Annotated in this window: 17 protein-coding genes; all 17 read left to right on the top strand. The window is 41.2% G+C overall.

Going from position 1 to position 24,893, the window contains the following annotated elements; genetic code table 11:
- Positions 1–8: 8 nt before the first annotated feature.
- The 17 genes from ACQFX9_RS22540 (at position 9) to ACQFX9_RS22620 (ending at position 24,804) form a co-directional block, all read left to right on the top strand.
- Positions 9–1,955 carry a response regulator gene (locus tag ACQFX9_RS22540; protein ID WP_427158652.1) on the top strand — a complete coding sequence of 649 codons (1,947 nt, stop codon included), beginning with the start codon at positions 9–11 and terminating at the stop codon, positions 1,953–1,955.
- A 199-nt stretch (positions 1,956–2,154) separates the two neighbouring features.
- Positions 2,155–2,898, top strand: a complete 744-nt coding sequence (locus tag ACQFX9_RS22545; RefSeq protein WP_427158654.1) for a phycocyanobilin:ferredoxin oxidoreductase — start codon at positions 2,155–2,157, stop codon at positions 2,896–2,898.
- A gap of 424 nt (positions 2,899–3,322) precedes the next feature.
- Positions 3,323–6,361, top strand: coding sequence for a tetratricopeptide repeat protein (locus ACQFX9_RS22550; protein ID WP_427158656.1), 3,039 nt, complete (start codon positions 3,323–3,325; stop codon positions 6,359–6,361).
- A gap of 835 nt (positions 6,362–7,196) precedes the next feature.
- Positions 7,197–8,039, top strand: a complete 843-nt coding sequence (locus tag ACQFX9_RS22555; protein WP_427158658.1) for a helix-turn-helix domain-containing protein — start codon at positions 7,197–7,199, stop codon at positions 8,037–8,039.
- Between the two features lie 183 nt (positions 8,040–8,222).
- Entirely contained in the window at positions 8,223–11,543 is a 3,321-nt protein-coding gene (locus ACQFX9_RS22560; RefSeq protein ID WP_427158660.1) for a type 2 lanthipeptide synthetase LanM family protein, read from the top strand.
- A 179-nt stretch (positions 11,544–11,722) separates the two neighbouring features.
- Positions 11,723–12,313, top strand: coding sequence for a hypothetical protein (locus ACQFX9_RS22565; RefSeq protein ID WP_427158661.1), 591 nt, complete (start codon positions 11,723–11,725; stop codon positions 12,311–12,313).
- 175 nt (positions 12,314–12,488) lie between these two features.
- On the top strand, positions 12,489–13,535 hold the full coding sequence (locus ACQFX9_RS22570) for a hypothetical protein (protein WP_427158662.1): 1,047 nt from the start codon (positions 12,489–12,491) through the stop codon (positions 13,533–13,535).
- Positions 13,536–13,835: 300 nt separating this feature from the next.
- Entirely contained in the window at positions 13,836–14,147 is a 312-nt protein-coding gene (locus ACQFX9_RS22575; RefSeq protein WP_427158664.1) for a Nif11-like leader peptide family RiPP precursor, read from the top strand.
- Positions 14,148–14,265: 118 nt separating this feature from the next.
- On the top strand, positions 14,266–14,586 hold the full coding sequence (locus ACQFX9_RS22580; RefSeq protein WP_427158666.1) for a Nif11-like leader peptide family RiPP precursor: 321 nt from the start codon (positions 14,266–14,268) through the stop codon (positions 14,584–14,586).
- Between the two features lie 104 nt (positions 14,587–14,690).
- Positions 14,691–15,011, top strand: coding sequence for a Nif11-like leader peptide family RiPP precursor (locus tag ACQFX9_RS22585; protein WP_427158668.1), 321 nt, complete (start codon positions 14,691–14,693; stop codon positions 15,009–15,011).
- A 118-nt stretch (positions 15,012–15,129) separates the two neighbouring features.
- Entirely contained in the window at positions 15,130–15,438 is a 309-nt protein-coding gene (locus tag ACQFX9_RS22590) for a Nif11-like leader peptide family RiPP precursor (protein WP_427158670.1), read from the top strand.
- Positions 15,439–15,654: 216 nt separating this feature from the next.
- Positions 15,655–16,188 carry an aspartyl/asparaginyl beta-hydroxylase domain-containing protein gene (locus tag ACQFX9_RS22595; protein ID WP_427158672.1) on the top strand — a complete coding sequence of 178 codons (534 nt, stop codon included), beginning with the start codon at positions 15,655–15,657 and terminating at the stop codon, positions 16,186–16,188.
- A 9-nt stretch (positions 16,189–16,197) separates the two neighbouring features.
- Positions 16,198–16,890, top strand: a complete 693-nt coding sequence (locus ACQFX9_RS22600) for a hypothetical protein (protein WP_427158674.1) — start codon at positions 16,198–16,200, stop codon at positions 16,888–16,890.
- Positions 16,891–16,900: 10 nt separating this feature from the next.
- Positions 16,901–17,779: a GNAT family N-acetyltransferase gene (locus ACQFX9_RS22605; RefSeq protein WP_427158676.1), complete on the top strand. Its 879-nt coding sequence runs from the start codon at positions 16,901–16,903 to the stop codon at positions 17,777–17,779.
- Positions 17,780–17,998: 219 nt separating this feature from the next.
- Positions 17,999–19,615, top strand: a complete 1,617-nt coding sequence (locus ACQFX9_RS22610) for an NHLP bacteriocin system secretion protein (protein WP_427158678.1) — start codon at positions 17,999–18,001, stop codon at positions 19,613–19,615.
- 76 nt (positions 19,616–19,691) lie between these two features.
- Entirely contained in the window at positions 19,692–21,821 is a 2,130-nt protein-coding gene (locus ACQFX9_RS22615; protein ID WP_427162975.1) for an NHLP family bacteriocin export ABC transporter peptidase/permease/ATPase subunit, read from the top strand.
- Positions 21,822–21,915: 94 nt separating this feature from the next.
- Positions 21,916–24,804 carry an NHLP bacteriocin export ABC transporter permease/ATPase subunit gene (locus tag ACQFX9_RS22620; protein ID WP_427158680.1) on the top strand — a complete coding sequence of 963 codons (2,889 nt, stop codon included), beginning with the start codon at positions 21,916–21,918 and terminating at the stop codon, positions 24,802–24,804.
- The last annotated feature ends 89 nt before the right edge of the window (positions 24,805–24,893 follow it).

A 24,893-nucleotide genomic window follows, 5' to 3' on the forward strand; every position in this document is an offset into this window, starting at 1 on the left:
CTTCATCAATGAAAATCTTGCTTGTGGAAGATGATGATTTATTAATTAAAGTCCTCACCAGAAATTTAACCGCCCATCACTATATTGTGGATACTGTTAAGGACGGGGAAATGGGGTGGACTTATGGGTCTACTTTTGAGTATGACCTCATTGTCTTGGATATCATGTTACCCAAGTTAGATGGTATTAGCTTGTGTAAGCGTTTCCGCACACAGGGATACACCCTGCCAATCCTTTTACTCACAGCTCAAGATACGATCACAGCCAAAGTCCAGGGATTAGATGCAGGCGCAGATGATTATGTGGTTAAACCTTTCGATCCCGTAGAACTGATAGCGAGAATTCGCGCATTAGTAAGGCGAGGTAGTGCTAATCCTTTTCCTTTGCTGACTTGGGGTGATTTACTCCTCAACCCCAGCACTTGTGAAGTGAGTTACAATGGTCGTCCCTTGAATTTGACGACGATGGAATATGATTTGCTGGAAGTTTTGTTACGAGACTGTCAGCACGTTTTCAGCACTGAAGAACTTTTAGATAGATTATGGTCTTCAGAAGAATTTCCCTCTGAAGCCACAGTACGTTCCCATATTCGGCGGGTGCGACATAAATTGGTAGCTGCGGGTGCGCCTCATGATTTTATTGCTACTATGCACGGACGGGGTTACTACCTCAAAGCACCCAACACAGAAGAATCAACTACTCGCACCACGACTCCAGAAAATCATCTGCGGGGTGTAGCTAAATCGAAAGCAACTCTGAGTAACTCCCCGCAGCATCTACCGCCACCAGATTCTCAGCAACAATATCTGGCTTTTCTCAACGAAACTTGGACAACAACCAAACCCAAAAGTATTGACCAGATGACATTTTTGTTACAAACTGTCAGAGACTTACAAACCAATCAACTCGCACCAGGACAACAAGCACAGGCGCAACAGGTAGCGCACAAACTAGCAGGAACTTTGGGAGTTTTTGGTTTAACCAAGACCATGCACATCGCCCGTCAATTAGAGTATTGGTTGGGAGGACGCGAACCTCTGCAACCGAAACACGCGCCTTTGATGAAAACTCTGGTGACATCTCTCCAACAAGAAATTGAGCAGACAAACCTGATTCAAATGTCTCAACTTCCCTCTAGACAGTCACCCTTGTTACTGATTGTGAGTGGAGATATTGAGTTTAATCAATCTATAGTAGGTGTGGCAGCTAGTCGGGGAATTCGTCTAGAAATTGCGCCAGTGTTAGATGCGACTCAAGCTTTGCAGGTAACAGAGTCAGCTTTTGATGCTTTAGGTCAAAATCCCGATGTCGTTTTGTTACGCTTTTCTCATACATTAACCCCATCAGCAGTAACAGAGCAATCCGCCGTTGAACTCAGTAATTTTTGGGAGACATTGCAGACATTCAAACACCGTTATCCTGAAACACCAATTATTGTTATGGGCGATCGAGGGGAATTGAGCGATCGCTTACAAGTCATGCGCCAAGGTGGAAAGCTGTTTTTAACTGCACAAACCCCACCAGAAAAGGTAATGGATGCCGTAGTTAATTTGTTAAGAACTCCAGAAGTTCCCCATAAAGTGATGATTTTAGACGATGATCAAGAATGGTTACGCACTCTACCCACCCTCCTCAAACCGTGGGGATTTAAAGTCACCACCCTAGCCGATCCGCAACAATTTTGGAATGTATTACAAGCCGTCAGCCCTGATGCCTTAGTTTTAGATGTAAATATGCCCCAAATCAACGGATTTGAACTCTGTCAACTTCTCCGCAGTGACCCCCATTGGCAGAGGTTGCCTGTATTATTCTTAAGTGTGTTAACAGACTCCAACAGTCAAAATCAAGCTTTTAGCGTCGGTGCAGACGATTACCTCTGTAAACCCGTCATGGGAGTCGAACTAGCAAACCGCATTCTCCGGCGTTTACAAAGAGTCAAGGCATGGGCAAGTTAATTAGTCAATAGTCAATAGTCATTAGTCATTAGTCATTAGTCATTAGTCATTAGTTTTTTCCTCTCCTACCTTGTCTCATTTTCCCAGTCCCCAATCCCCAATCACCAGTCCCCATTCCCCATTCCCCATTCCCCAATAATGCACACATTTTGCACGAACAATAAGGTAAGTATTAATCCTATACTCAATAGAGAAGCGTATGTTGAATTCTATGCAAGCGTCGTTAAGAAGCCGTCAGCATCGATTAATCCACAAGTTGGCGGATTCCATTGAAGAAATTTGGCAAAAATATCTGGATCTCTCCCCTTACTCGATTCCAGAAGGTTTGGGTTATGTTGAAGGTCATTTAGAAGGTGAGAGGCTGATCATCGAAAATCATTGCTACCAAACCCCCCAGTTTCGCAAACTGCATTTAGAATTGGCTCAGGTCGGTAATGGTTTAGATATTCTGCACTGTGTGATGTTCCCGAATCCTGAATACGCAATTCCTATCTTCGGTACAGATTTGGTAGGTGGACGCGGTGGAACGATTAGTGCAGCGATCGCGGATTTGTCTCCTATAAGTAGCGATCGTACTCTCCCAGAACGCTACTATTCACAATTGTCGGTTTTGTCGGAACTGTCTTTTTCCCAACCACGGGATTTACCAGCTTGGGGTGACATTTTCTCAGAGTTTTGTCTGTTTGTCCGTCCAGGAACCCCTGATGAGGAAGATATGTTTCTCCATCGGGTGCGGGATTTTCTCACTATCCATTGTCAAATTGCTAGTACAGAAACACCCCTAACTTCCAATCTGGACATCTCTAAGGTGTTAGCAGGACAACGCCACTACTGTACAAAGCAGCAACAAAATGATAAAACTCGGCGCGTGCTGGAGAAATCTTTTGGTACAGAGTGGGCAGATCGCTACATGACTACGATGCTCTTCGATTATGTAGCTTGAGTATCTTTCATGAATTTTTTTCATACCAGGAAGGCTATCACACTGGGGCATAGCTCATCGCCATCCTGGTAATTCTACTTGGTGGAATTTAACGCACACAAGACTAAAATCGCATACCTGTGGAATAAAAAACTGCCAATATTCTACTTACTCAGATGTCTTTTATGAACTATATCTTGGCAGCCCATCTGATGAAAGATAAAGTGGCAAAAACTGCCATTTTATCCTTCAAGTAACACTGACTCTAATAATTTTCAGTCTTGCCCTTCTTTACTTCCACAATATTAGACCTGAATCCTTACCTGAATTTTATAGTAGTAAGCCTTTCAAGACTTAACGAGAAAAGTCAGAATTTGCATATCCTTCAGAGAAGAAGAGATATATATTTTTTAGAATTCTTCATCTGCTGCTGACTGTAAAATATATGCGTTGTCGCCAACTGAGTTTAATCGCATTCATCACTCTCATCTTGACTGTTGCGCTACCTATTGCCAATTTACCAACAGTATTTCCAGCGTCGCAGCTATTGGCACAAACACCAGCAGACAGGAAAGCCGAAGCAGATAGACTATTACAGCAAGGTATTCAGCAGTTTCAAACCAGTCAATTTACAGCCGCGTTACAATCTTGGCAACAAGCACTAATTATTTACCGTGAAATTAAAGACCGTAAAGGCGAGGGTTATGCACTGGGAAATCTCGGTATTGCTTACTATTCATTAGGAGAGTACGCCAAAGCCATTGAGTACCACCAACAGCTCTTAGCCATCGCCCGTGAAATTAAAGACCGTAATGGTGAGGGAGCCGCACTGGGAAATCTCGGTAATGCTTACAATTCACTAGGAGACTACCCGAAAGCCATTGAGTACCACCAGCAGAGTTTAGCCATCGCCCGTGAAATCAAAGACCGTCTAGGTGAGGGACGATCACTGGGAAATCTGGGTCTTGCTTACAATTCACTAGGAGACTACCCGAAAGCCATTGAGTACCACCAGCAGAGTTTAGCTATCGCCCGTGAAATCAAAAACCGTCTAGGTGAGGGAGCAGCACTGGGAAATCTGGGTCTTGCTTACGATGCACTAGGAGACTACCCGAAAGCCATTGAGTACCAGCAGCAGAGATTAGCCATCGCCCGTGAAATCAAAGACCGTCTAGGTGAGGGATATGCACTGGGAAATCTCGGTCTTGCTTACCAGTCTTTGGGAGACTACGCCAAAGCCATTGAGTACCACCAGCAGTGTTTAGCCATCGCCCGTGAAATCAAAGACCGTAACGGTGAGGGAGCAGCACTGGGAAATCTCGGTTTTGCTTACCAGTCTTTGGGAGACTACGCCAAAGCCATTGAATACCAGCAGCAGAGTTTAGCCATCGCCCGTGAAATTAAAGATCGTCAGGGTGAGGGAAATGCACTAGGAAAGCTGGGTATTGCTTACTATTCACTAGGAGATTACGCCAAAGCCATTGAGTACCAGCAGCAGAGATTAGCCATCACCCGTGAAATCAAAGACCGTCTAGGTGAGGGAGCAGCACTAGGAAATCTCGGTAATGCTTACCAGTCTTTGGGAGACTACGCCAAAGCTATTGATTACCACTCCTCAAGTTTAGCCATCGCCCGTGAAATCAAAGACCGTCAGGGTGAGGGAGCAACACTGGGAAATCTCGGTAATGCTTACGGGTCTTTGGGAAATTACGCCAAAGCCATTGAGTACGAGCAGCAGAGATTATCCATCGCCCGTGAAATCAAAGACCGTCTAGGTGAGGGTAATGCACTGGGAAATCTTGGTAGTGCTTACTATTCACTGGGAGACTACGCTAAAGCCATTGAATACCAGCAGCAGAGTTTAGTGATCGCCCGTGAAATTAAAGACCGTCTAGGTGAGGGTAATGCACTGGGAAATCTCGGTAATGCTTACTATTCACTGGGAGACTACGCCAAAACCATTGAGTACCAGCAGCAGCATTTAGCCATCGCCCGTGAAATTAAAGACCGACTAGGCGAGGGACTGTCTTTAAACAATTTAGGATATGCTCTCTACAAATCTGGTAATCTCGCCGCAGCAGAAAAAACACTGTATGAGGGAATTAAAGTTTATGAATCTCTGCGAGATAAAAAATTAGCTGATACCAATAAAGTCTCTATTTTCGAGACACAAAGTAGCATTTACCGCACTCTACAAAAAGTTCTGATTGCTCAAAAGAAAACCGATGCAGCTTTAGAAATATCAGAACGCGGTCGGGCTAGGGCGTTTGTGGAGTTACTTTCATCTCGCTTGAATCAGAATAACAACGAGATGAAATCACTTGCAGCATCAACAGTCAGCGATATCAAACAAATTGCCAAGATTCAAAATTCTACCTTGGTACAATATTCAATTATTTATGATGAATTCAAAGTACAAGGTAAACAAGAAACCAAAGAATCAGAAATCTATATTTGGGTAATTAAGCCCACAGGTGAAATCACATTCCGCAAAGCTGATTTAAAACCTTTGTGGCAAAAAGAAAACACATCTTTAGCACAACTAGTAAGAGTCAGTCGTCAATCCATTGGTGTGAGAAGTCGCGGTGCTATTACTGTTGGAGGAATTTCTGATGCGCCCACAACCAAACAAAGATTCCAACGGCTGCACGAACTACTCATCAAACCCATCGCGGATCTTCTCCCCAGCAAAGACAGCGAAAAAGTCATCTTCATTCCTCAAAGTTCACTATTTTCTGTTCCCTTCGTCGCACTCCAAGATGAGGAAGGTAAATACTTAATTGAAAAACATACGATTCTAACTGCGCCATCAATTCAAGCTTTAGATTTAACACACAAGCAGAGAATCGGAATTGAGGATTCAAAAGGCGGGAAAGAGGACATTTTAATAGTTGGGAATCCTACTATGCCAAAAATTCCCATTACCAATGAACAGTTAACATCTCTCCCTGGTGCAGAAAAAGAAGCAATTCAGATTGCAGATTTATTGAAAACCAAGGCAATTACAGGTAGCAAAGCCACCAAAGCCGCAATTCTTCCTAAGATGGCGAAAGCCAAAATCATCCATTTTGCTACTCACGGCTTACTTGATGATTTTAAAGGATTTGGTGTCCCAGGTGCGATCGCTCTTGCTCCTAGTAATCAAGATGACGGTTTCTTAACAGCCGGCGAAATCTTCGACTTGAAACTCAACGCCCAACTCGTTGTTCTCAGTGCTTGCGATACTGGCAGCGGCAATGTTACAGGTGATGGTGTGATTGGTTTATCGCGTTCTTTAATTACTGCTGGTGTGCCTAGTGTGGTAGTTTCACTGTGGGCTGTAGATGATAATTCCACCGCTTTTTTAATGAGTGAATTTTATCGTCACCTCCAGCAAAATCCTGATAAAGCTCTGGCGTTACGTCAAGCTATGCTGACAACTAAAAAACAATATTCTAATCCGCGTAACTGGGCTGCTTTCACCCTCATCGGGGAAGCTAATTAAACCAATTCGCAATGGGCTAACGCCCCGCTCCGCTAACGCAATTCGCAATTCGCAATTAATTCAGCCCACAAGGGGCGGGGTTTTTACCTACCTTGGGAAACAAGGATTTTTGGACGCAAGTCCGGTTTTGAACCTATCTTTTTCTGATAAATGGTTATTTTTGGACATGATCAACGCCGCTTCAGAGCTTCAAACATAAAAAATTATAAATTTTCAAATCAAACAAGCTGTAACTCAGTCTAGGCAAGGCTTTGATAGGTTATCTAAATCTGTTCGCGTACAATTTTCCCGTTTCGGCACGATGACCCCAACTAGCTCCTCCAGTTCCTCCACAATCTCTTCGATCTCTATATGCACTACCCCTGCCATTACTTACCCACAATGCTACCTCTGTTACGTTTACCATTTGTCGCATTCTTTTTTCAAATTGGTATAAGTTGTTTACTTTCTACTAAAGTCAAAAGCTCTCTAAGATTTTTGCATAACCTCAACAAACCCAGAAGTACAATCTTTTAAATGGACTTCAGCCAAGATATAAAAACATACTATGTCTTACCTCAAACGTGGTCAAAACAACCCAAGCATGAAGACACAGTACTGTTTAATTTTTCTGGGCATGGTACAAAAGTTTATATAGGACTTATAACTGATCTTTAACATCTCTGCATCAGTTCTAAATTTATCCACCTAGTCAAAAAAACACCTAGTCAACCAACTTGAAACATCAATAATATCTGATATGATGATTAGTCAATTTTCCTGTCCACATAACCTAGAAAAGCATAATTTTCCACTTAAATGGCGGTCTCAACACAATCTCCATATCAGTAGATGTTTGACCCAACCGACAAGATATGCAGTGTTATGGGTAAGAGCAGATAAATACATACTCTACGCCAATGAAGCAGCTTGTAAATTTTTGGGATATTCCCATCATCAAATACTTTCCATGACTCTGGAAGACCTAAACCTAGACAGTTTCATCGAAATATGGTCAAATTATTGGACACAGCTGCAACAACAAGGCTCTCTATCTTTTGAAGGTTTTTACCAGACTCAAAAAGGTCATAAGAGTTCCTTAGAAATCACTATTACCTATATGAGTTATCAAAGCGCAGAGTGTTGTTGTATATCTTTTTGCGAAACTTCCAAACCCATAGATATAGCTGATGATTATCTTCAAGAATATTCCGAACACTGGTCTTTTTGCTCAACCAAAACCGCAAAACAGTCAACATTAGTGCCATTCTGTGCAGAAAAAATCAATCCATCCGATATTAAGCTTAGATTCTCAAGTCATCCGCAATTAAAAGCTGTATTTGATTTTATTGAAGCTAACTATCATCAACCAATTACTTTGTGTGATGTAGCGCAGTCAGTTGGATATTCTTCCGCTTATTTAACTGATTTAGTACGTCGTTGTACAGGAAAACCGGTGAATCATTGGATTGTTGAACGTCGAATGTCAGCAGCGCGTAGTTTACTTTTAGAAACAGCCCATTCAATTAGTTACATTGCTGAAGTTGTTGGCTATCAGTATGAAGGACACTTTTTCCGGCAGTTCCGCCAGTATCACAAAACAACTCCCCAAGCTTGGAGAAAAGAACAACGTCAAAAAACTGATCTTCCTGAAAATATATTCTTCAAATTAATTGAAGATATCAATTTCTATAAATAAAAGCCCATACAGTAGGAATTACTTAACAGGGAACATACTAAAAGCCTATTTATCATGGCTTTGTTCTAAAAACCTTGCTTACTCCTAGTCATGATTTACCTTGGGCTTTTAAAAACGAATCTGTTGAGTCTCATTTGTAAACATCCACAAGTTTTTATTTCCTCATACTGGAGAATTTAATTCATGATTGCTATTCCATCCCAGAAGACAATTAATCAATCTGATATCGCAGAAATTGTAGCTAAAGCTACATTCTTATTTGAACATTTAGATAATCAATACTTTCCAGAACTAGACAAAGAAGTCAATACAGAAGAATCAAACCTACGTTTAGCTCGTTGGTGTAAAGTCGCTGCACAGGGTAATTGGGAACAATTTTATAAACGCATAGAATGGGCAGGATGGAATATTGAGAGTATCAAAGGTGTATTAGGAAGCAAATTGATATCCAATCATGAAATGCCAGCATGGACAAATACTCTCTTAGAGATTATTCAAACAGTCTCAGAATTTCGCTGCCAAAATATGTATCCTAGTCCCATCAACCCCGAACATCCTTATCCTTTCGAGGATATCTTGCTACCTATATGTTTTCTCGCTAGACAAAAATTACTAAAGCGTTTAGGCTCAAATTTCTTATCACCTGATAATTTACCCCTGACTGTACTCACAGAATCCGCTTACCTAGTTCTAGAACAATCTTTACTACAAAGATTAGCTAATATTAGTGTCAAGTCCTTAGATTTTGAATTTTCCCATTCTCGCCCTCTAGGTAAGAATTTACTTAATCTCATCATTAAAAGTAATAACTCAAGTAATAGTAAAGAGCAATATCATGCTTTTGTGCAAAGATTATTAGCTGATGGTCTAGTAGGATTATTTAAAAAATATCCTGTATTAAGCAGATTAATAGTCACCACTATAGAATTTTGGGTAGAAGCAACAGCAGAATTCATAGAAAGATTAACATCTGATTTAATTGATATTAAAAACTTATTTGCTCCAGATACTACACTCGATAATATTGGTAAAGTTGTCGAGTTACAATCTGGATTATCTGATTTACACAATCAGAACCACTCGGTCATTTCTCTGACCTTTGCCTCTGGGCTGAAGTTAATCTATAAACCCAAGAATCTAGATTTAGAAATTACATATTGTCAGCTTTTACAATGGTGTAATGAAAACTTTGCTCTGGCTCTGGCTGAAGATTTAGACACCCCAAAATTAGACTTTAAAGGACTAAAAATTATTAGCCGTGACAACTACGGCTGGATTGAATATATAGAGCAAGAATCCTGCGAGGATGAGTCAGCAGCAAAGCACTTTTATATTAGAGCAGGTATGCTGTTATGCCTACTATATTTATTAGGTGCTAGTGATTGTCACTATGAAAATTTAATCGCTGCTGGTGAACATTTTGTCTTAATTGATATCGAAACCATTCTGCACCATCAAGCAAAAGTCATGGAAGATTTATTATCCCAAAGTGGTGCTTCTGTAGCTAGTGAACAACTTTTTGATTCAGTGTTGACTACGGGAATGTTACCGATGTGGGATTTTAGTGCTGATAAATCTATTGCTTTTGATTTAAGTGGTTTAGGAAGCGTTGAAAGCCAACCAGTACCTATCCCTATGTCCGTATGGAAGTTGATCAATACGGATGATATGCACGAAGGATTTGAACAGGTTAACCGACCTCTGCAAAAAAATATTGCTATGTTGGGCGGAGTTCCCCTTTCACCCAATGACTATATAGATGAGTTGGTGGATGGATTTGAGCAAATGTACCGCTTTTTGATGAGATATAGAGAAGTGCTATTAGAATCTGATAGTGTTTTAGGCACTTTTCGTTCTCAACAGGTGAGATTTATCTTTCGCCCCACAAGAATTTACGGCCGGATATTAAACAACGCCATATCTCCTCAATATCTCAGTGACGGAAGGGATTGGAGTATAGAAGTTGACTTTCTCAGTCGGGCGTTTCTCTTTCCACAAAACAGACCTTTAGCATGGCAGATTTTGGGGGCAGAACTCAAGGCTGTAGAACAATTGGATGTGCCTTACTTCGATGCAGTAACTGGCAGTGATGACTTAGTTTTGAATGCAGGGGAAAAAATTGTCGGTTATTTTCAACAACCCAGTTACAACGATGTTCTTACTCGACTACAGAAACTTAGTGAGGGAGATTTGGCTGTACAAGTAGGGATTATTCAGTTGGCTTTTTATGCTAGAGTCGCCAAGAATATGCAAGGAGAAACCGTTGATTCCGTAGAGATTAACGAAGATGTATCAGTATTGACCCAGGAACAATTGGTGGAAGCAGCCCAAGAAATTGCTGATGAAATCGCCAAACGAGCGATCGCCGGTACAGATGGTAGTCTGAGTTGGATTGGTTTAAACTTTGATTTAGCGACTGAACGTTACCAACTCCAGCCCTTGGGAGATAGCTTATATGATGGTAACTCTGGTATTGCTCTATTTCTCGCCGCTTTTGCCCGTTGTACTGGGGATACTCAATTCCGTGACCTAGCTTTAAGCAGCATCCAATTATTGCAGAAGTCTTTACAAACAGACAATAGCGGAATTCAAAAAATGGGTATTGGTGGTGCTACAGGGCTGGCTTCCATCATCTATTCTCTGGTAAAAATCAGTCAGTTCTTGGATTTACCCCAACTGTTAGAAGATGCACAAACAGTTGCTCATCTGATTACACCAGCAGCGATCGCCAAAGATACTAAATTTGATATTGTTGGTGGTGCAGCTGGGGCAATTTTAGGGCTGTTGGCATTGTATGAAGTCAAGCCAGATGCGGTAACATTGCAAACAGCGATTGAATGTGGTCAGCATTTGCTGAATTATTGCCAAGGTGCTTATGTACTCAAAAATACCGTTATTGAACCATTAACTGGCTATTCCCACGGTGCAGCCGGAATTGCCTACGCAATGTTACGACTTTATAACGTAACTAATAAAGCTCAGTATTTAGATGCTGCACGTCAGGCGATCGCCTACGAGAATAGTTTCTTCTTCCCCAATGCGGGAAACTGGCGAGAAATCACCCCCATCAAAGATCCATCAGCCCCGCCAATGTTTTGGTCTACTTGGTGTCATGGCGCGCCCGGTATTGCTTTGGGACGATTGGGAAGTTTATCAATTGAAAACACAGAGCAAATTCTCGCTGATATCGAAGTTGCATTACAAACAACTCACAATACAGGCTTACAAAGTATAGATCAAATCTGCTGTGGTAATCTTGGTCGTAGTGAAGTCCTCTTAGTAGCAAGCCAAAAACTTCCTGATTCCGACTGGGATAAAAATGCTTTAGAACTAGCAACTATGTCCGTTCAGGAAGCAAAGAAAATAGGTAACTATCGTTGTTTTGGTAACTTACCAGCTTCCGTATTTCACCCTTGCTTCTTCCAAGGTTCGGCGGGTATTGGTTATCAACTATTGCGTTTAGCTTATCCAGAGGTACTACCTTCTGTATTGCTGTGGGAATAAGTCTGTAAATTGCTTTGAGATAGGGGTAAGGGTGTAGGGAACGAGGAAGTGAGGGAAAATAACTATGCCCCATACCCCGTTCCTTATTTCCCCAGATTAAGGAAATCAGACTTGCTTCTTTGTTTAAAGATATAGTGCTACCCTTCAACCCCACTCAGAGAATTACCGTGAAGATAAATATGGTTCATTCTAGCCTGACACTCCTTGCCAGAAATGCTATCAAATCCTTTCAATATCAGCTTCCGCTTCAGTTTGAATTTGATTCTCTGGATGGGGTGATGGACTACGTCCCGCCAGAGGCGATCGCCCAATTAGAATCAGAGGTAGCTAAATTGGAAAAATATGGACAAGAGTTATTAGCCCGCAAACAGCAACAAGGACAAGAAATATTACAAGAAACTGTCAACGAAGGCATTACAAACTTAGAAATTATCGCTGATAAAATTAATCATTTAGCAGTTGAATTAGAAAATCAACTGTCTAATTTTAAAGAGATTGCTGTTGAAATCAATCGCTCTTATCACCTGCTTCAAGAATCTTACCATATTAAACCTAGAGAACAAAAAGCAACCAAACCACCCCGACCTGCAAATATTTGGGAAGTGCATAACTCGGCGATTCCGGTAGTAGTGAAACAAGGAAAAAAGTTTATTCTGACAACCAAAACTGTTAATTTATTTCAAGCCGAAGAATCAGTTGATGTCAAAGCACAAGCACGGACAGCACAAAAGCGCAGAAAGTCCTTAGAAGCTTGGTTAACTAAAAGTTAGCCCTTGAAATACAAATTAACCTATCTAAAAAATAGAGATTCAAGAGCGAAATATAAGAGATTGTCACTGCTAATTATCTTATAAGATACTAAAAATATTCTCACAAGCCAGGAAATTAATAAAGTTTTCCATACTTAATAATTTCTATGCTGATAATTATCATCTCAAACAAAATATGGTTAATCTTCTCAAGAGTCATACTCAACTATATAATCAACTACTGCACGATGCCTTAGCAAATTACGAATTAGGTAAATTAAAGCATCTGCCTATAACACCAGAGCAATACGGACAAGATGTCAACCAACTCATCGGTTATGAATTATTTAACATAATTGAAAGTCGCTTATCACGGAAAGAACAATTTCTCTTAAACCGTATTAATAAAGCTCGCTTTCAAGCCTTAAATACTGCTCGCCAAGGCGACCTTTTCGCAGCCGAAGAGTTGATGAAAACAGTACGTACTAGCTGGGATATTAATCAAGTATCTTCTGAAGTCAATTTATTATATAAATCTTTCCAAGCCGCAGCAGAGGCTTATCTTGATTATCGACGTGGCAATTTTGAACAAGCTTGGTCAAATATTACAGAAGCCATCATTATTGATGCCATGTTAGAAACAGAATTTGGCTATAAAATTCTGTTTGCACACCGTCTTCACCTCGTCCAAAACCTAGTACGTTCCGAAGCTAGAGGACAAAGATTGGAAAAGGCTCTCCAATTAGGTAGCCAACTTTTATCCTATTTGCAAGGTAAATCAGAAAATCTACCTTTTCCAGTAGCTTGGGATGTAGACACGATTGCAACTTTACCGCCAGAGGTTATTTCTATCACCTTTACTTTAGTAACTACAGAAATTGCTTTAGCCTTAGCTGGTAAAAACCATCAAGCAGTACAAGAACTGTGGAAAATCATAGTCAATCGCATAGACTTAACAGTTGATGATAGGCCAATAATTGCACCCTCAGCTTATGGGTGGTTACGCATGAAGCAAGCTTTATTTAATGACAGCCTGAGCAGTGCTATAGAAGTATTATCTGAGTTTTTAAGAGCAGGACGTGGCAAAACCCCTTTACTTTGGTATGCTGCTGTGATTGATTTTGTAGCTATATCTAATGAGCTGAATCTCCCCGCTTCTGCAACGGTAAAGCAACAGATTAGCAATGATGCTGTTCATTGGCAAGATTTTCCGAAATTGCTTTTACCTCTGCTAAATAATTAAATATCCGGTCAAATTAGAATTATTACTTCAATTAAAATGAGGCACATATTTGGTAAAAAATATGCAGCCTTATTTTTGTTTTTATCAGGTAATAATGTGAGTGATTATGCAAATCATCTGATTTATTTGAATCTAAATAATTGAGATTTGTTAGCGAAAAATATGTGATTGTGACTATAAAAAAAACTGAATAATATTAGATTATTCGGAAAGCGAAAGAGGAAATAAAGAATAACTCGACTACATTCTCTCCTCTGATGCTTCTGATAAAACTCTCATCATCACAAAGGAATTTCGATCATGAATAACCAAAATCTGTACCAATTCTACACCTTAATTCAAAATAGCCAAGAATTACAAGCACAACTCGGTGCTGCTGAAAGTCCAGAAACTTTTGCAGAAACAGCAGTTCGACTAGGTGAAGAAAATGGTTACTCTTTCACCACCGAAGATGTTAACGCTTTCGTCAGCCAACAAGCTTCTCGTGCTAATGCAGATTTGAGCGAAGCTGACTTAGAAGCTGTTGCTGGTGGTAAAGCTCATACTTGCCCTATCGACACTAGATTTACATTCTGCGTATTTATCAGCGAATGCTGGGGTAGCGTTTGCTAATCTCTGGTTTGTCAATAAATTGCCTAAATCATCATTATGCAAAAGGGCTAGGAATACTCGACTATATCTTCGCCCTCATGCTTCCTAAAGCTCTAATTATTACTAAGGAAATAATATCATGAGCAACCAAAATCTGCACCGATTTTACAGCCTAATTCAAAATAGCCAAGAATTACAGGCACAACTCGGTGCTGCTGACACTCCGGAAACCTTTGCAGAAACAGCAGTTCGTCTAGGTGAAGAAAATGGTTACTCTTTCACCACCGAAGATGTTAACGCTTTCATCAGCCAACAAGCTTCTCGCCCTAATGCAGAGTTGAGCGAAGCGGACTTAGAAACTGTTGCCGGTGGTAAACGTCTTTCTGATATTTTCGGCTCTCGATTTACATTCTGCATAATGATCAGCGAATGCTCCGGTACCATTTGCTCTGGTTTGTAAACAAATTGCCTAAATCATCATTACGCAAAAAGGCTAGGAATACTCGACTGTATCCTCGCCCTGATGCTTCGTAAAGCTCTAATTATTACTAAGGAAATAATATCATGAGCAACCAAAATCTGCACCAATTCTACACCTTAATTCAAAATAGCCAAGAATTACAGGTACAACTTGGTGCTGCTGAGACTCCAGAAACCTTCGCAGAAACAGCAGTTCGTCTAGGTGAAGAAAATGGTTACTCTTTCACCACCGAAGATGTTAACGCTTTCATCAGCCAACAAGCTTCTCGCGCTAATGCAGAGTTGAGCGATGCTGACTTAGAAACTGTTGCTGGTGGTAAAGGTCGTACTTGCCCTCTCAACACTCGAATTACATTCGATTCATTCTGCCAAAGTATCAGCCAATGCTGGGGTAGCATTTGTTAATCTCTGGTTTGTAAACAAATTGCCTAAATCATCATTACGCAAAAGGGCTAGGAATACTCGACTATATCCTCGCCCTGATGCTTCCTAAAGCTCTAATTATTACTAAGGAAATAATATCATGAGCAACCAAAATCTGCACCAATTCTACACCTTAATTCAAAATAGCCAAGAATTACAGGTACAACTTGGTGCTGCTGAGACTCCAGAAACCTTTGCAGAAACAGCAGTTCGTCTAGGTGAAGAAAATGGTTACTCTTTCAACACCGAAGATGTTAACGCTTTCATTAGCCAACAAGCTTCTCGCGCTAATGCAGAGTTGAGCGATGCTGACTTAGAAACTGTTGCTGGTGGTAAAGGTCGTACTTGTCCTTTAGGCAGTCAATCTTTTACATTAATTATCATCGAGTGCGGGGTTAGCATTTGCTAATAGTCTCTCAATTATGATTTGGGTTAGATGAGACTAGATGATAATAGCTAGGGGTGTATGCTCCTAGTTATTGCTCATCAAAGAAAGGTAACAAGAAATCAAGTTACAGACGTTGCCCTACTAAGCGAAAAGTTTAGCCTTGTCACTATTTTATCCGTTAGGTATTAAATATTTTACGCAGATATACCGTCATTATCTATTAGCTTAGAAAAGTATATGTTTTACGAAAATAGCAGCTTTCCTTTTTCAGAAATTCTAGAGTCAAATTGGTTATCAATTAAAGCCGAATTAACTAATTTACAACAAGCTAATTTTATCCCCTGGCCGGCAAAATTTCTTTATAACCAAGGTTGGGATGTTTTCGGTTTATATGCTTTTGGCAAAAAGTTAGAGGAAAACTGCCGCCTGTGTCCACAAACAACTAAGCTAGTAGAGTCTATTTCTGGTTTAACTACAGCTGGTTTTTCTTGTTTAGCACCTGGAACTCATATCTTACCCCATGAAGGATATACAACGACTGTATTACGCTGCCATTTAGGTTTAATTGTTCCTGATAATTGTGCCATTAGGGTAGGAAATGAAACTAAAAGTTGGCAGGAAGGCAAATGCTTTATTTTTGATGACACAATTGAGCATGAAGCCTGGAATCGGGATAATACAACGAAAATTATATTATTAATGGACTTCAAAAAATCTCACTATGCAAATCTGACTCAAGTAGAAGATTTACAGCAGGTAGTAGCTGTGTAAAGGAAATATATGCTTACTCAAATAGAATTACTAACAGAAGAAGAAAGTAGAAAAGTTTATCAGACAGTCCATGAATTAAAAGAAAACTGGATTCAACGACATCCTCTACTACCATTTTACACATTAGGATTAGCTAGTTATATTGATGTACCGCAGGATAAGCCAGGGTATTACAAACAAGCAAAATATCATAACTCTATTTTGCGCGATCGCCTGGGCTGGTTATACACAAAGTTGGCAAATATTCTCGAAGAACATCTACAAGCACCAATTACCTATCCAGAAAATTTAGCTTTACCGGGATTCCATATTTTCTTATCACACCCAGTTTTTACCCAACCTGTAGGCTCAATCCATTTTGATAAATCTTATATGTTTCATTGGGAACCTACAAAAGATGTAGATTTTAGCCATCCTATCTCCTTTACACTGACAATTAGCCTACCAAAAAATGGTGGAGGATTAAACGTTTGGGATGTAGAATTTGCAGAAGCAAAACAACTTAATAATTCAGACTTAGAAAAATTAGCCCATCAGTGCCATAAGACTTTTTATCCTTATCAAGTAGGTAGCTTAGTCTTACATTCTGGTCACGCCATTCATCAAATTGCACCAGCTACAAATTTACAACCAGGAGACGAAAGAATAACTTTACAAGGACATGGTGTCCGATATCAAAATTGTTGGCAACTCCACTGGTAAAAGGTGAAAAATGTACATATTAAATCTTCTCAATAGTTCTACTGCCGTAGAATATCTATGGATGACATTCCCCAGTTACCAGGATTTGCTGCGTAATCTGGATAAAGATAATAGTATTGTGGCAATTGGTGCTACAAAAAATCAAAAACCAATTGGTTTAGCACTAGGGCAAATAGTTCAAGACAAAATCGCTATTATCTTTTCTTTATTTGTTGATATACAAGAACGGAATCAAGGAGTCGGTACAGCTTTACTAACTCAGATAGAAACAGAATTAAAAGCCAGAGGATGTAAAATAATGCAACTGAATTACACCACAGGAAAGCCAACTACTCCAGCTTTTGAACGTCTGTTAGAAAAGCATAACTGGACACCACCAGAAACCCGCACGCTAGTTTGCAAAGGCGATGCAAATACAGTTATGGAAGCAAATTGGTTAAAAAGATATAGCCGCCTTCCTAGTTCCTATAGTATCTTTCCTTGGCAGGAAATCACTCCAGAAGAAAGACAAACTATTCAAAAACAGCAGGAAACTCAACCTTGGATTCCTGAAGATTTGGTTCCTTTTAAATATGAAAAAGATTTAGAACCTTTAAATAGTTTAGGGTTGCGTTATGAAGGACAAGTGGTAGGTTGGGTAATTAACCATCGTATTGCTCCAGATACTATACGTTATACCTGTAGTTTTGTGAGAGAAGATTTGCAGAAAATGGGGCGAATTATCATTCTCTATGCGGAAGCTTGTCAACGTCAATTAAATGCTAATATTCCTTATGGGATGTGGACTGTACCATCTTTTCATAAGTCTATGGTGGCATTTGTGAGAAATCGTTGGTCGCCTTACTTGAATGCGGTTGATGAAAGTAGAGGAACCTTGAAGTTAGTTTAATTAAAATTAGACTTAGGGGAATGAGGTCAGTGCTGAGTACTGAGAACTGAAGCGCGGTAGCGGCGTGTTTAGCGCGTGTTGAGTGTTGAGTAAAATATCTATTTTATTCTTGGTTGTCAAACTGGTTTCATAGTGACTGCCTTATTTCCCTTATTTGTCTTGTTATCTCTTTTTTAGTTCCGAATGAATTCTATTTGTAATTATTTAATTGCAGTGTCAATGTTAGATCAAAAACGTAATCTTTTTAGAAAGGAATCTCTGGAGCGTTTATCTTCGCCGGAAAGATTAGATCAACTGATTCAAGTTGTAAGTCCACGTAGTTGGTTGCCTTTGACATCTTTGGGATTATTGGTGTCATCTGCTTTAATTTGGAGTATCTTTGGGCGGATTCCTATCACTATCGAAGGTCGAGGTGTGCTGGTTTATCCTAGTAAAGTGATTGCTATTCAATCAGATAGTTCTGGACAATTAGTGCAGTTAAATTTTAAGGCAGGAGATACGGTTAAGAAAGGGGATATATTGGCGGTTATTGACCAGTCAAAAGTGCAGAAGCAACTGCAACAACAGAGGCTTAAATTAGCTTCTTTAATGGCGCAAGACCAAGCAGTGGCTTCTTTACAGAATCAAGAAGACATCCAAGAAAAAAGAACTATTACACAACAACGCCTCAATGCCCAACAACAAATTCACGAATTACAGACACTGACACCTATTTTAAGAGAAAAAAGCCGCGAATCTATAGCGAAACAAACCAGCCAACTCCAACAAAGAATGAAAGAGTTGGAAGCTTTAGTGCCTATTTTACAAAAAACCAACCGAGAAAACTTACAGGAACAAAGAAAAAGTTTTCAACAGCGTATTCAAGCAGCAAAAGCGCAATTACCATTATTACAGAAGAGGGTGGAAAGCAGGCGATCGCTCTTAGAACAGAAGGTAATTTCTGATGATACGTTTGTACAAGCCCAAGAAGAATATCTACGTAAGGTAGAGGATGTAGCCCAACTAGAAACGCAGTTAAAGGAATTGGAAGTTCGAGAAAACGATAGCCAAGAAAAATATATTAATAATCTCAATGAAATTGCTAGTATCCGCTCTCAATTGCAAAAGTTAGAAGTGGATGAAACTAATGCAGAACAATCTTATTTGAATAATTTAAACCAAATCGCCAAATTACAAGCTGACTTAAAAACCCTTGATAGTCAAGAAGCGAATACTGCTAAACAAAATTTGCAAGAAGCAACTCAACGTACCAAAGAAATTCAAGAAGTTAAAAGTAATATCGCCCAATTGGAATTAGAGTTGCAAAAAAATAGCCAAATTATTAGTCAATATTCTGGCAGAATTTTGGAAATTACTGTTAACCCTGGTGAAGTTATATCTGCGGGAAATCGTTTAGCCAGCATAGATGCAGAAAACCCCAATAGTAAACTGGTGGGCATTTCCTATTTTGCGATCGCTGATGGCAAAAAAATTCAGCCAGGAATGCAAATGCAGATTACACCCCAAACGGTGAAGCGAGAACGCTTTGGCGGTATTGTCGGCAACGTTACCAATGTCTCCTCGTTTCCCATTACCAAAGAAGCTGTTGCTAAAGAGGTAGGTAACCCTGAATTAGCCGCAGGATTAATATCTGAAAAGCAAGATGGTGTAATGCAGATATTTGCCAATCTCGAATTAGATCCCAAAACGGCCAGTGGCTATAAGTGGTCTTCTTCAGCTGGGCCGCAACTGAAAATTTCTTCGGGAACTACGACGATGGTACGTGTGACGGTAGAAGAAAGAGCGCCCATTACATTTGTTTTACCAATTTTGAGGTCTGTCAGTGGCATTTACTAAATTTCCCTTAGTGAAATCGTTGCAAAAACTCCTGTTAGTTAGAGGTAAACGAGTCAAGACACCGACGCTATTACAAATGGAAGCTGTGGAGTGTGGCGCGGCGGTTGTCGGGATTATTCTCAGTTATTACGGTCGTTATGTACCTTTGCCTGAATTGCGCCGGGAGTGCGGCGTTTCTCGCAATGGTAGCAAGGCTTCCTACATGGTCAAAGCAGCCAAAAATTATGGTCTGCAAGCTACAGGATACCGCCGAGACTTAGAAGAACTACAAAAACTCCATCCTCCTTATATTGTGTTTTGGAACTTCAATCACTATGTTGTGGTTGAGGGTTTTTCTGGTTCGCGGGTGTATATTAATGACCCTGGTTCTGGGCCGCGGACTATCTCCATTGAAGAATTTGATCAGGCTTACACTGGTGTAGTGTTGGCGATGGAACCAGGTCCAGATTTTGTCAAAGGTGGCAATAAAGCCGGGATTCTTCCTTCGCTGTGGGAACGACTGCAAGGTTCTCTAGGGGCTTTAATTTACGCGATTATTGCTGGGTTTTTTCTCACAATTATCGGCTTGATTATTCCGGTATTTAGCCAAGTTTTTGTTGATGATATTTTAATTCAAGAGCGACAGTCTTGGTTGCGTCCCCTACTGCTGGCGATCGCTATTACTACCGTAGTTCAAGGATGGCTGACACTCCTACGCCTGCGTTATTTGCGCCGCCTGAAAATTAAACTGGCGGTGACGATGTCGAGTCGTTTTCTCTGGCATATCCTCCGCTTACCCGTCAGCTTTTACTCCCAACGTTTTGCAGGAGAAATTAGCAATCGCATCAACCTCAACGACCAAGTCGCCCAGGTACTCTCTGGACAGTTGGCAACGACTTTAATTGATGCGGTGATGGTATTTTTTTACGCCCTGGTGATGGTGCAGTATGACTGGGTGCTGACGGCGATCGTTGTCGGCTTTGCTAGTGTTAATATTTTTACCTTACAAAAAATTTCTCGCCAGCGTGTAGATGCTAACCAACGCTTAATTCAAGAATATGGTAAAGCGGCTGGCGCGTCTATTGCCGGTTTACAAAATATCGAAACCCTTAAAGCTTCTGGTTTAGAGTCTGATTTCTTTGGTCGTTGGTCTGGTTACTACACCAAAGCACTTAATTCTCAACAGGAATTAGGTCTAACTAATCAAATTTTCCTGGTATTACCCAAATTATTATCTGGGCTTTCGGTGATGCTGCTTTTAGTCGTTGGTGGCTTGCGAGTCATGGAAGGACATCTCAGCATTGGGATGTTAGTTGCATTTCAAGGACTGATGCAGAATTTCCAGCAACCAATCAATAACCTGCTCAATTTTGGGGGGACTTTGCAAGAACTGGAAGGAAATTTAATTCGTCTAGATGATGTCCTCAACAACCCCATAGATCCCCAATTAGGTAAGAAAGAACTCACCCCCCAAATCAGTGCTGCCGTACCCAAATTACAGGGTTATGTAGAGTTACGCAATCTCACCTTCGGTTATAGCCCCACCGACCCGCCTGTAATTGAAAACTTTCACCTCTCAATTAAACCAGGACAGCGCGTGGCTTTAGTTGGTGGTAGCGGTTCTGGTAAGTCCACCATCGCCAAATTAATCGCTGGAGTTTATCAACCTTGGGATGGCGAGATTCTGTTTGATGGTCAACACAGAAAGGAAATTAATCACCAGTTAATTATTAATTCTGTGGGCATGGTAGAACAGGATATCCAGTTATTTGCCGGTACGGTTAGAGATAACCTGACACTTTGGGATGAGACAATTCCCGACAGAAACCTAATTGCCGCCTGTGAAGATGCAGCGATCGCTGATGTGATTCAATCTTTACCAGGCAGCTATGATGCCACTCTCGCCGAAGGTGCAGCTAATTTAAGCCACGGTCAACGCCAAAGACTAGAAATCGCCCGCGCTTTGGTAAATAACCCCTCTATAGTCATTCTCGATGAAGCTACCAGTGCCTTAGATACAGAATCAGAAAAAATTGTTGACGAAAATCTCCGCCGCCGAGGATGTACCTGTATTATTGTTGCCCATCGCCTCAGTACAATCCGCGACTGCGATGAGATTATCGTTTTGCAACGCGGCAAAGTAGTACAACGCGGCAGACACCAGGAATTATGGCATCAAGAAGGAGTGTATGCTCAGTTACTCCGCACCGAGGGAGATATTTTGTAATTCGGAATGGGGCATTGGGCATAGTTATTTTCCCTCACTCCCTACACCCTTCCTGTTCACTAATAACTAATAACTAATAACTAAATTCTTGAAAATGGCTATATACGGACAAACTTACATAATTAATGGCAATGAGCCGATATTATTAAACGAACCTGAGAAAGTATGGGTGGTTCAGTCAGGTGCGATCGCTTTATTTGCAGTGACGGTGCAAGATGGAGTTGTCAAAGGTAGTCGCCGTTATTTAGGTAGTGTGCAACCAGAGGGGGCGTTGTTTGGCGGTTTACCCCTATCGCCCCAGCATCGGCAGATTTTGGCAGTACCCATTGGCGAAACCAAGTTACTGCAAGTGGACTGGGAATATTTTACGCAATTAATTGCCCATGCAGATAAACGGGCGATCGCTTGGTTAGAACATTGGGTGGCACAACTGGGTACTATCTTGACTCAAACAGACATACCCAAAATTGACAAAATATTAATCAGGGGGGAAAATGTCCTCCTTCGTAGTGGTCAAATCTGCCAACCCCCGGCTAATGGGGTGTGTTGGGTAGAAATGCAGCAGGGGACTACCCACTTTTTCGGGATGCCTGAATTACCAGTAACTAAAGATATGGGTATTTTGCCTATTTGTGAGTTTATCTGGTTAGAAGCTGGTACTGATACCCAACTAGCTGTTTATCGCACCAAAGACGCAGGTAATATTGATACCCTACTAGCTGGACTGTCACAACTACACGCTTATTTCCTCCAAGCCATAGAAGTCTTAGACGAACAAGCAGCCGCAGCAGAGGTAATGCGACTACGCGATCGCCAGCTTCACAATCACCAAGTCACCGATCAGGCATTGCGGGAATTAGCCTCTACCTTAAATCCCCAAGTCCAGGATTTTAGCTCAGAAAGTACGCCCCTATTAACCGCCATTGGTGGAGTCGGTAGAGCTTTAGGAATCAAAATTCGTCCCCCTGTCAACCCCCAAGCTTATCAGCGATTTCAGCAACCATTAGAAGCGATCGCCAGAGCCTCTCGCATCCGTATCCGTCGAGTCACCTTGAGAGATAACTGGTGGCAAAAAGATGGCGGGCCCCTGGTAGGCTACAAAGAAGAAGATGGTCAACCAGTAGCTTTATTGCCCCTTTCTTCCCACAGTTACCAACTCATTGACCAGGAAGAGAACAGCCGTGTACCAGTCAGCCGACGAGTTGCGGCTACCCTCGCTCCCATCGCTTATACAATCTATCGGTCATTGCCCAATCATGCCCTAAAAGCTTGGGATTTACTGCGATTTGCTTTTAAAGGTCGTGGTAGAGATTTAGGCGTGATTTTCGCTATGGGTATCGGTGTCACAGTCCTGGGAATGCTCACCGCCTATTGTACGGGTATGATCATCGATAATGCCATACCAGATAGCAACCAAATATTACTACTGCAAATTGGTTTCGGGCTACTCATTGCCGCTATTGGCACAGCTTTATTTGCCCTAGCTCAAGGCTTTGCTACCCTACGCATAGAAACGGCTGGGGATGATGCTACCCAAGCGGCTATCTGGGATAGGTTATTAAATTTACCTTTATCGTTTTTCCGGGAATATACAATCGGGGATTTGCAGTCCCGCGTTTCCGCAATCAGTAGTATTCGCCGTCAATTAAGCGGTAGAACTTTAATTAATTTAATTAGCAGTTTCTTTGCCTTATTTTATTTAGGTCAGTTATTTTACTACAACTCTAAATTAGCCTTAGTCGCCGTCGGTGTTACTGTTGTCATCCTTTGTGTAACTAGCGTTTCTAGTTTAATTTTGCTGCGTAAAGTTCCCCGATTGTTGGAATTACAGGGCAATATTTTAGGGCAAACAGTACAACTAATTAATGGGATTTCTAAATTACATATTGCTGGGGCGCAAGAACGTGCTTTCGCCTCTTGGATTCACAATTATAATCGTCAAATCAAGCTAGAACTTAGCACTCAGCAGGTGGAAGATGCGGTAGCAGTATTTAATACCGTCATGCCCAATATTACTTCCGGCTTGATTTTCTGGTTTACCGCCGGATTGATGCAGCCGAACCCAAATTCTGGGGAGGTTGCCCTATCCTTGGGTACTTACTTAGCCTTTAACGCCGCCTTGGGCAACTTCCTCAAAGGCACAACAGACCTAAGCAACACAGTCACAGAAGTTCTGCCGGTAATTCCCCAATGGAAGCGCACCCAACCAATTCTCGCCACCATTCCCGAAGTCGATGCCACCAAAAGCGATCCCGGACAGATTCGCGGTCGCATCACCATTGAACACGTCAACTTCCATTATCGCCATGATGGGCCGCTAACTTTAGATGATGTGAATATATCCGTCCAACCAGGGGAATTTATCGCCATTGTCGGCCCTTCTGGTAGCGGTAAATCAACTCTTTTCCGTTTACTTCTGGGATTTGAGACTCCCAGCGCAGGTAAAATTTACTACGATGGACAAGATTTAGCCGCATTAGATGTGGATGCAGTCCGTCGCCAATTGGGTGTCGTTTTACAAAATGGTCAGTTGATTTCTACATCTATTTTTGAAAATATTGCCTGTGGTACGCAAATTAGTATAGATGAAGCTTGGGAAGCAGCGCGTCAGGCTGGATTAGCTGATGACATTGCTGCTATGCCCATGCAAATGTACACCGTCATTAGTGAAGGTGCTAATAATATTTCTGCCGGGCAAAGACAAAGGCTACTAATTGCCCGTGCTTTGGCATTAAAACCCAAAATTCTTCTCTTTGACGAGGCTACCAGTGCCTTAGATAACAAAACCCAAGCCATTGTCAGCCAGAATTTGGAAAAATTGCAAGTGACCCGGATAGCGATCGCTCACCGCCTCAGTACAATCCGCAATGCCGACCGTATCTATGTACTCCAAGCAGGGCGCATTGTTCAGCAGGGCAATTTTGATGAATTAGCTGCCGCCGATGGCCTATTTCACCAGTTAATCGCTCGGCAAATAGCCTAAATGTAGCGAACTGCAAACATCCGAGGCTAAAACTGCAAACAAGAGGATTTTGAAACCACATTAATTTGCAAATAAGAGGCTCTCAAAAC

Origin of the sequence: Aliinostoc sp. HNIBRCY26, assembly GCF_050235535.1 — a bacterium.
In the GTDB taxonomy this organism is placed as follows: Bacteria; Cyanobacteriota; Cyanobacteriia; order Cyanobacteriales; family Nostocaceae; genus Trichormus.

Bases quoted from the DNA above. Each gene is read 5' to 3' on its own strand.
- ACQFX9_RS22540 (WP_427158652.1), top strand. From the start codon at position 9: ATGAAAATCTTGCTTGTGGAAGATGATGATTTATTAATTAAAGTCCTC.
- ACQFX9_RS22545 (WP_427158654.1), top strand. From the start codon at position 2,155: ATGTTGAATTCTATGCAAGCGTCGTTAAGAAGCCGTCAGCATCGATTA.
- ACQFX9_RS22550 (WP_427158656.1), top strand. From the start codon at position 3,323: ATGCGTTGTCGCCAACTGAGTTTAATCGCATTCATCACTCTCATCTTG.
- ACQFX9_RS22560 (WP_427158660.1), top strand. From the start codon at position 8,223: ATGATTGCTATTCCATCCCAGAAGACAATTAATCAATCTGATATCGCA.
- ACQFX9_RS22565 (WP_427158661.1), top strand. From the start codon at position 11,723: ATGGTTCATTCTAGCCTGACACTCCTTGCCAGAAATGCTATCAAATCC.
- ACQFX9_RS22570 (WP_427158662.1), top strand. From the start codon at position 12,489: ATGGTTAATCTTCTCAAGAGTCATACTCAACTATATAATCAACTACTG.
- ACQFX9_RS22575 (WP_427158664.1), top strand. From the start codon at position 13,836: ATGAATAACCAAAATCTGTACCAATTCTACACCTTAATTCAAAATAGC.
- ACQFX9_RS22580 (WP_427158666.1), top strand. From the start codon at position 14,266: ATGAGCAACCAAAATCTGCACCGATTTTACAGCCTAATTCAAAATAGC.
- ACQFX9_RS22585 (WP_427158668.1), top strand. From the start codon at position 14,691: ATGAGCAACCAAAATCTGCACCAATTCTACACCTTAATTCAAAATAGC.
- ACQFX9_RS22590 (WP_427158670.1), top strand. From the start codon at position 15,130: ATGAGCAACCAAAATCTGCACCAATTCTACACCTTAATTCAAAATAGC.
- ACQFX9_RS22595 (WP_427158672.1), top strand. From the start codon at position 15,655: ATGTTTTACGAAAATAGCAGCTTTCCTTTTTCAGAAATTCTAGAGTCA.
- ACQFX9_RS22600 (WP_427158674.1), top strand. From the start codon at position 16,198: ATGCTTACTCAAATAGAATTACTAACAGAAGAAGAAAGTAGAAAAGTT.
- ACQFX9_RS22605 (WP_427158676.1), top strand. From the start codon at position 16,901: ATGTACATATTAAATCTTCTCAATAGTTCTACTGCCGTAGAATATCTA.
- ACQFX9_RS22610 (WP_427158678.1), top strand. From the start codon at position 17,999: ATGTTAGATCAAAAACGTAATCTTTTTAGAAAGGAATCTCTGGAGCGT.
- ACQFX9_RS22615 (WP_427162975.1), top strand. From the start codon at position 19,692: ATGGAAGCTGTGGAGTGTGGCGCGGCGGTTGTCGGGATTATTCTCAGT.
- ACQFX9_RS22620 (WP_427158680.1), top strand. From the start codon at position 21,916: ATGGCTATATACGGACAAACTTACATAATTAATGGCAATGAGCCGATA.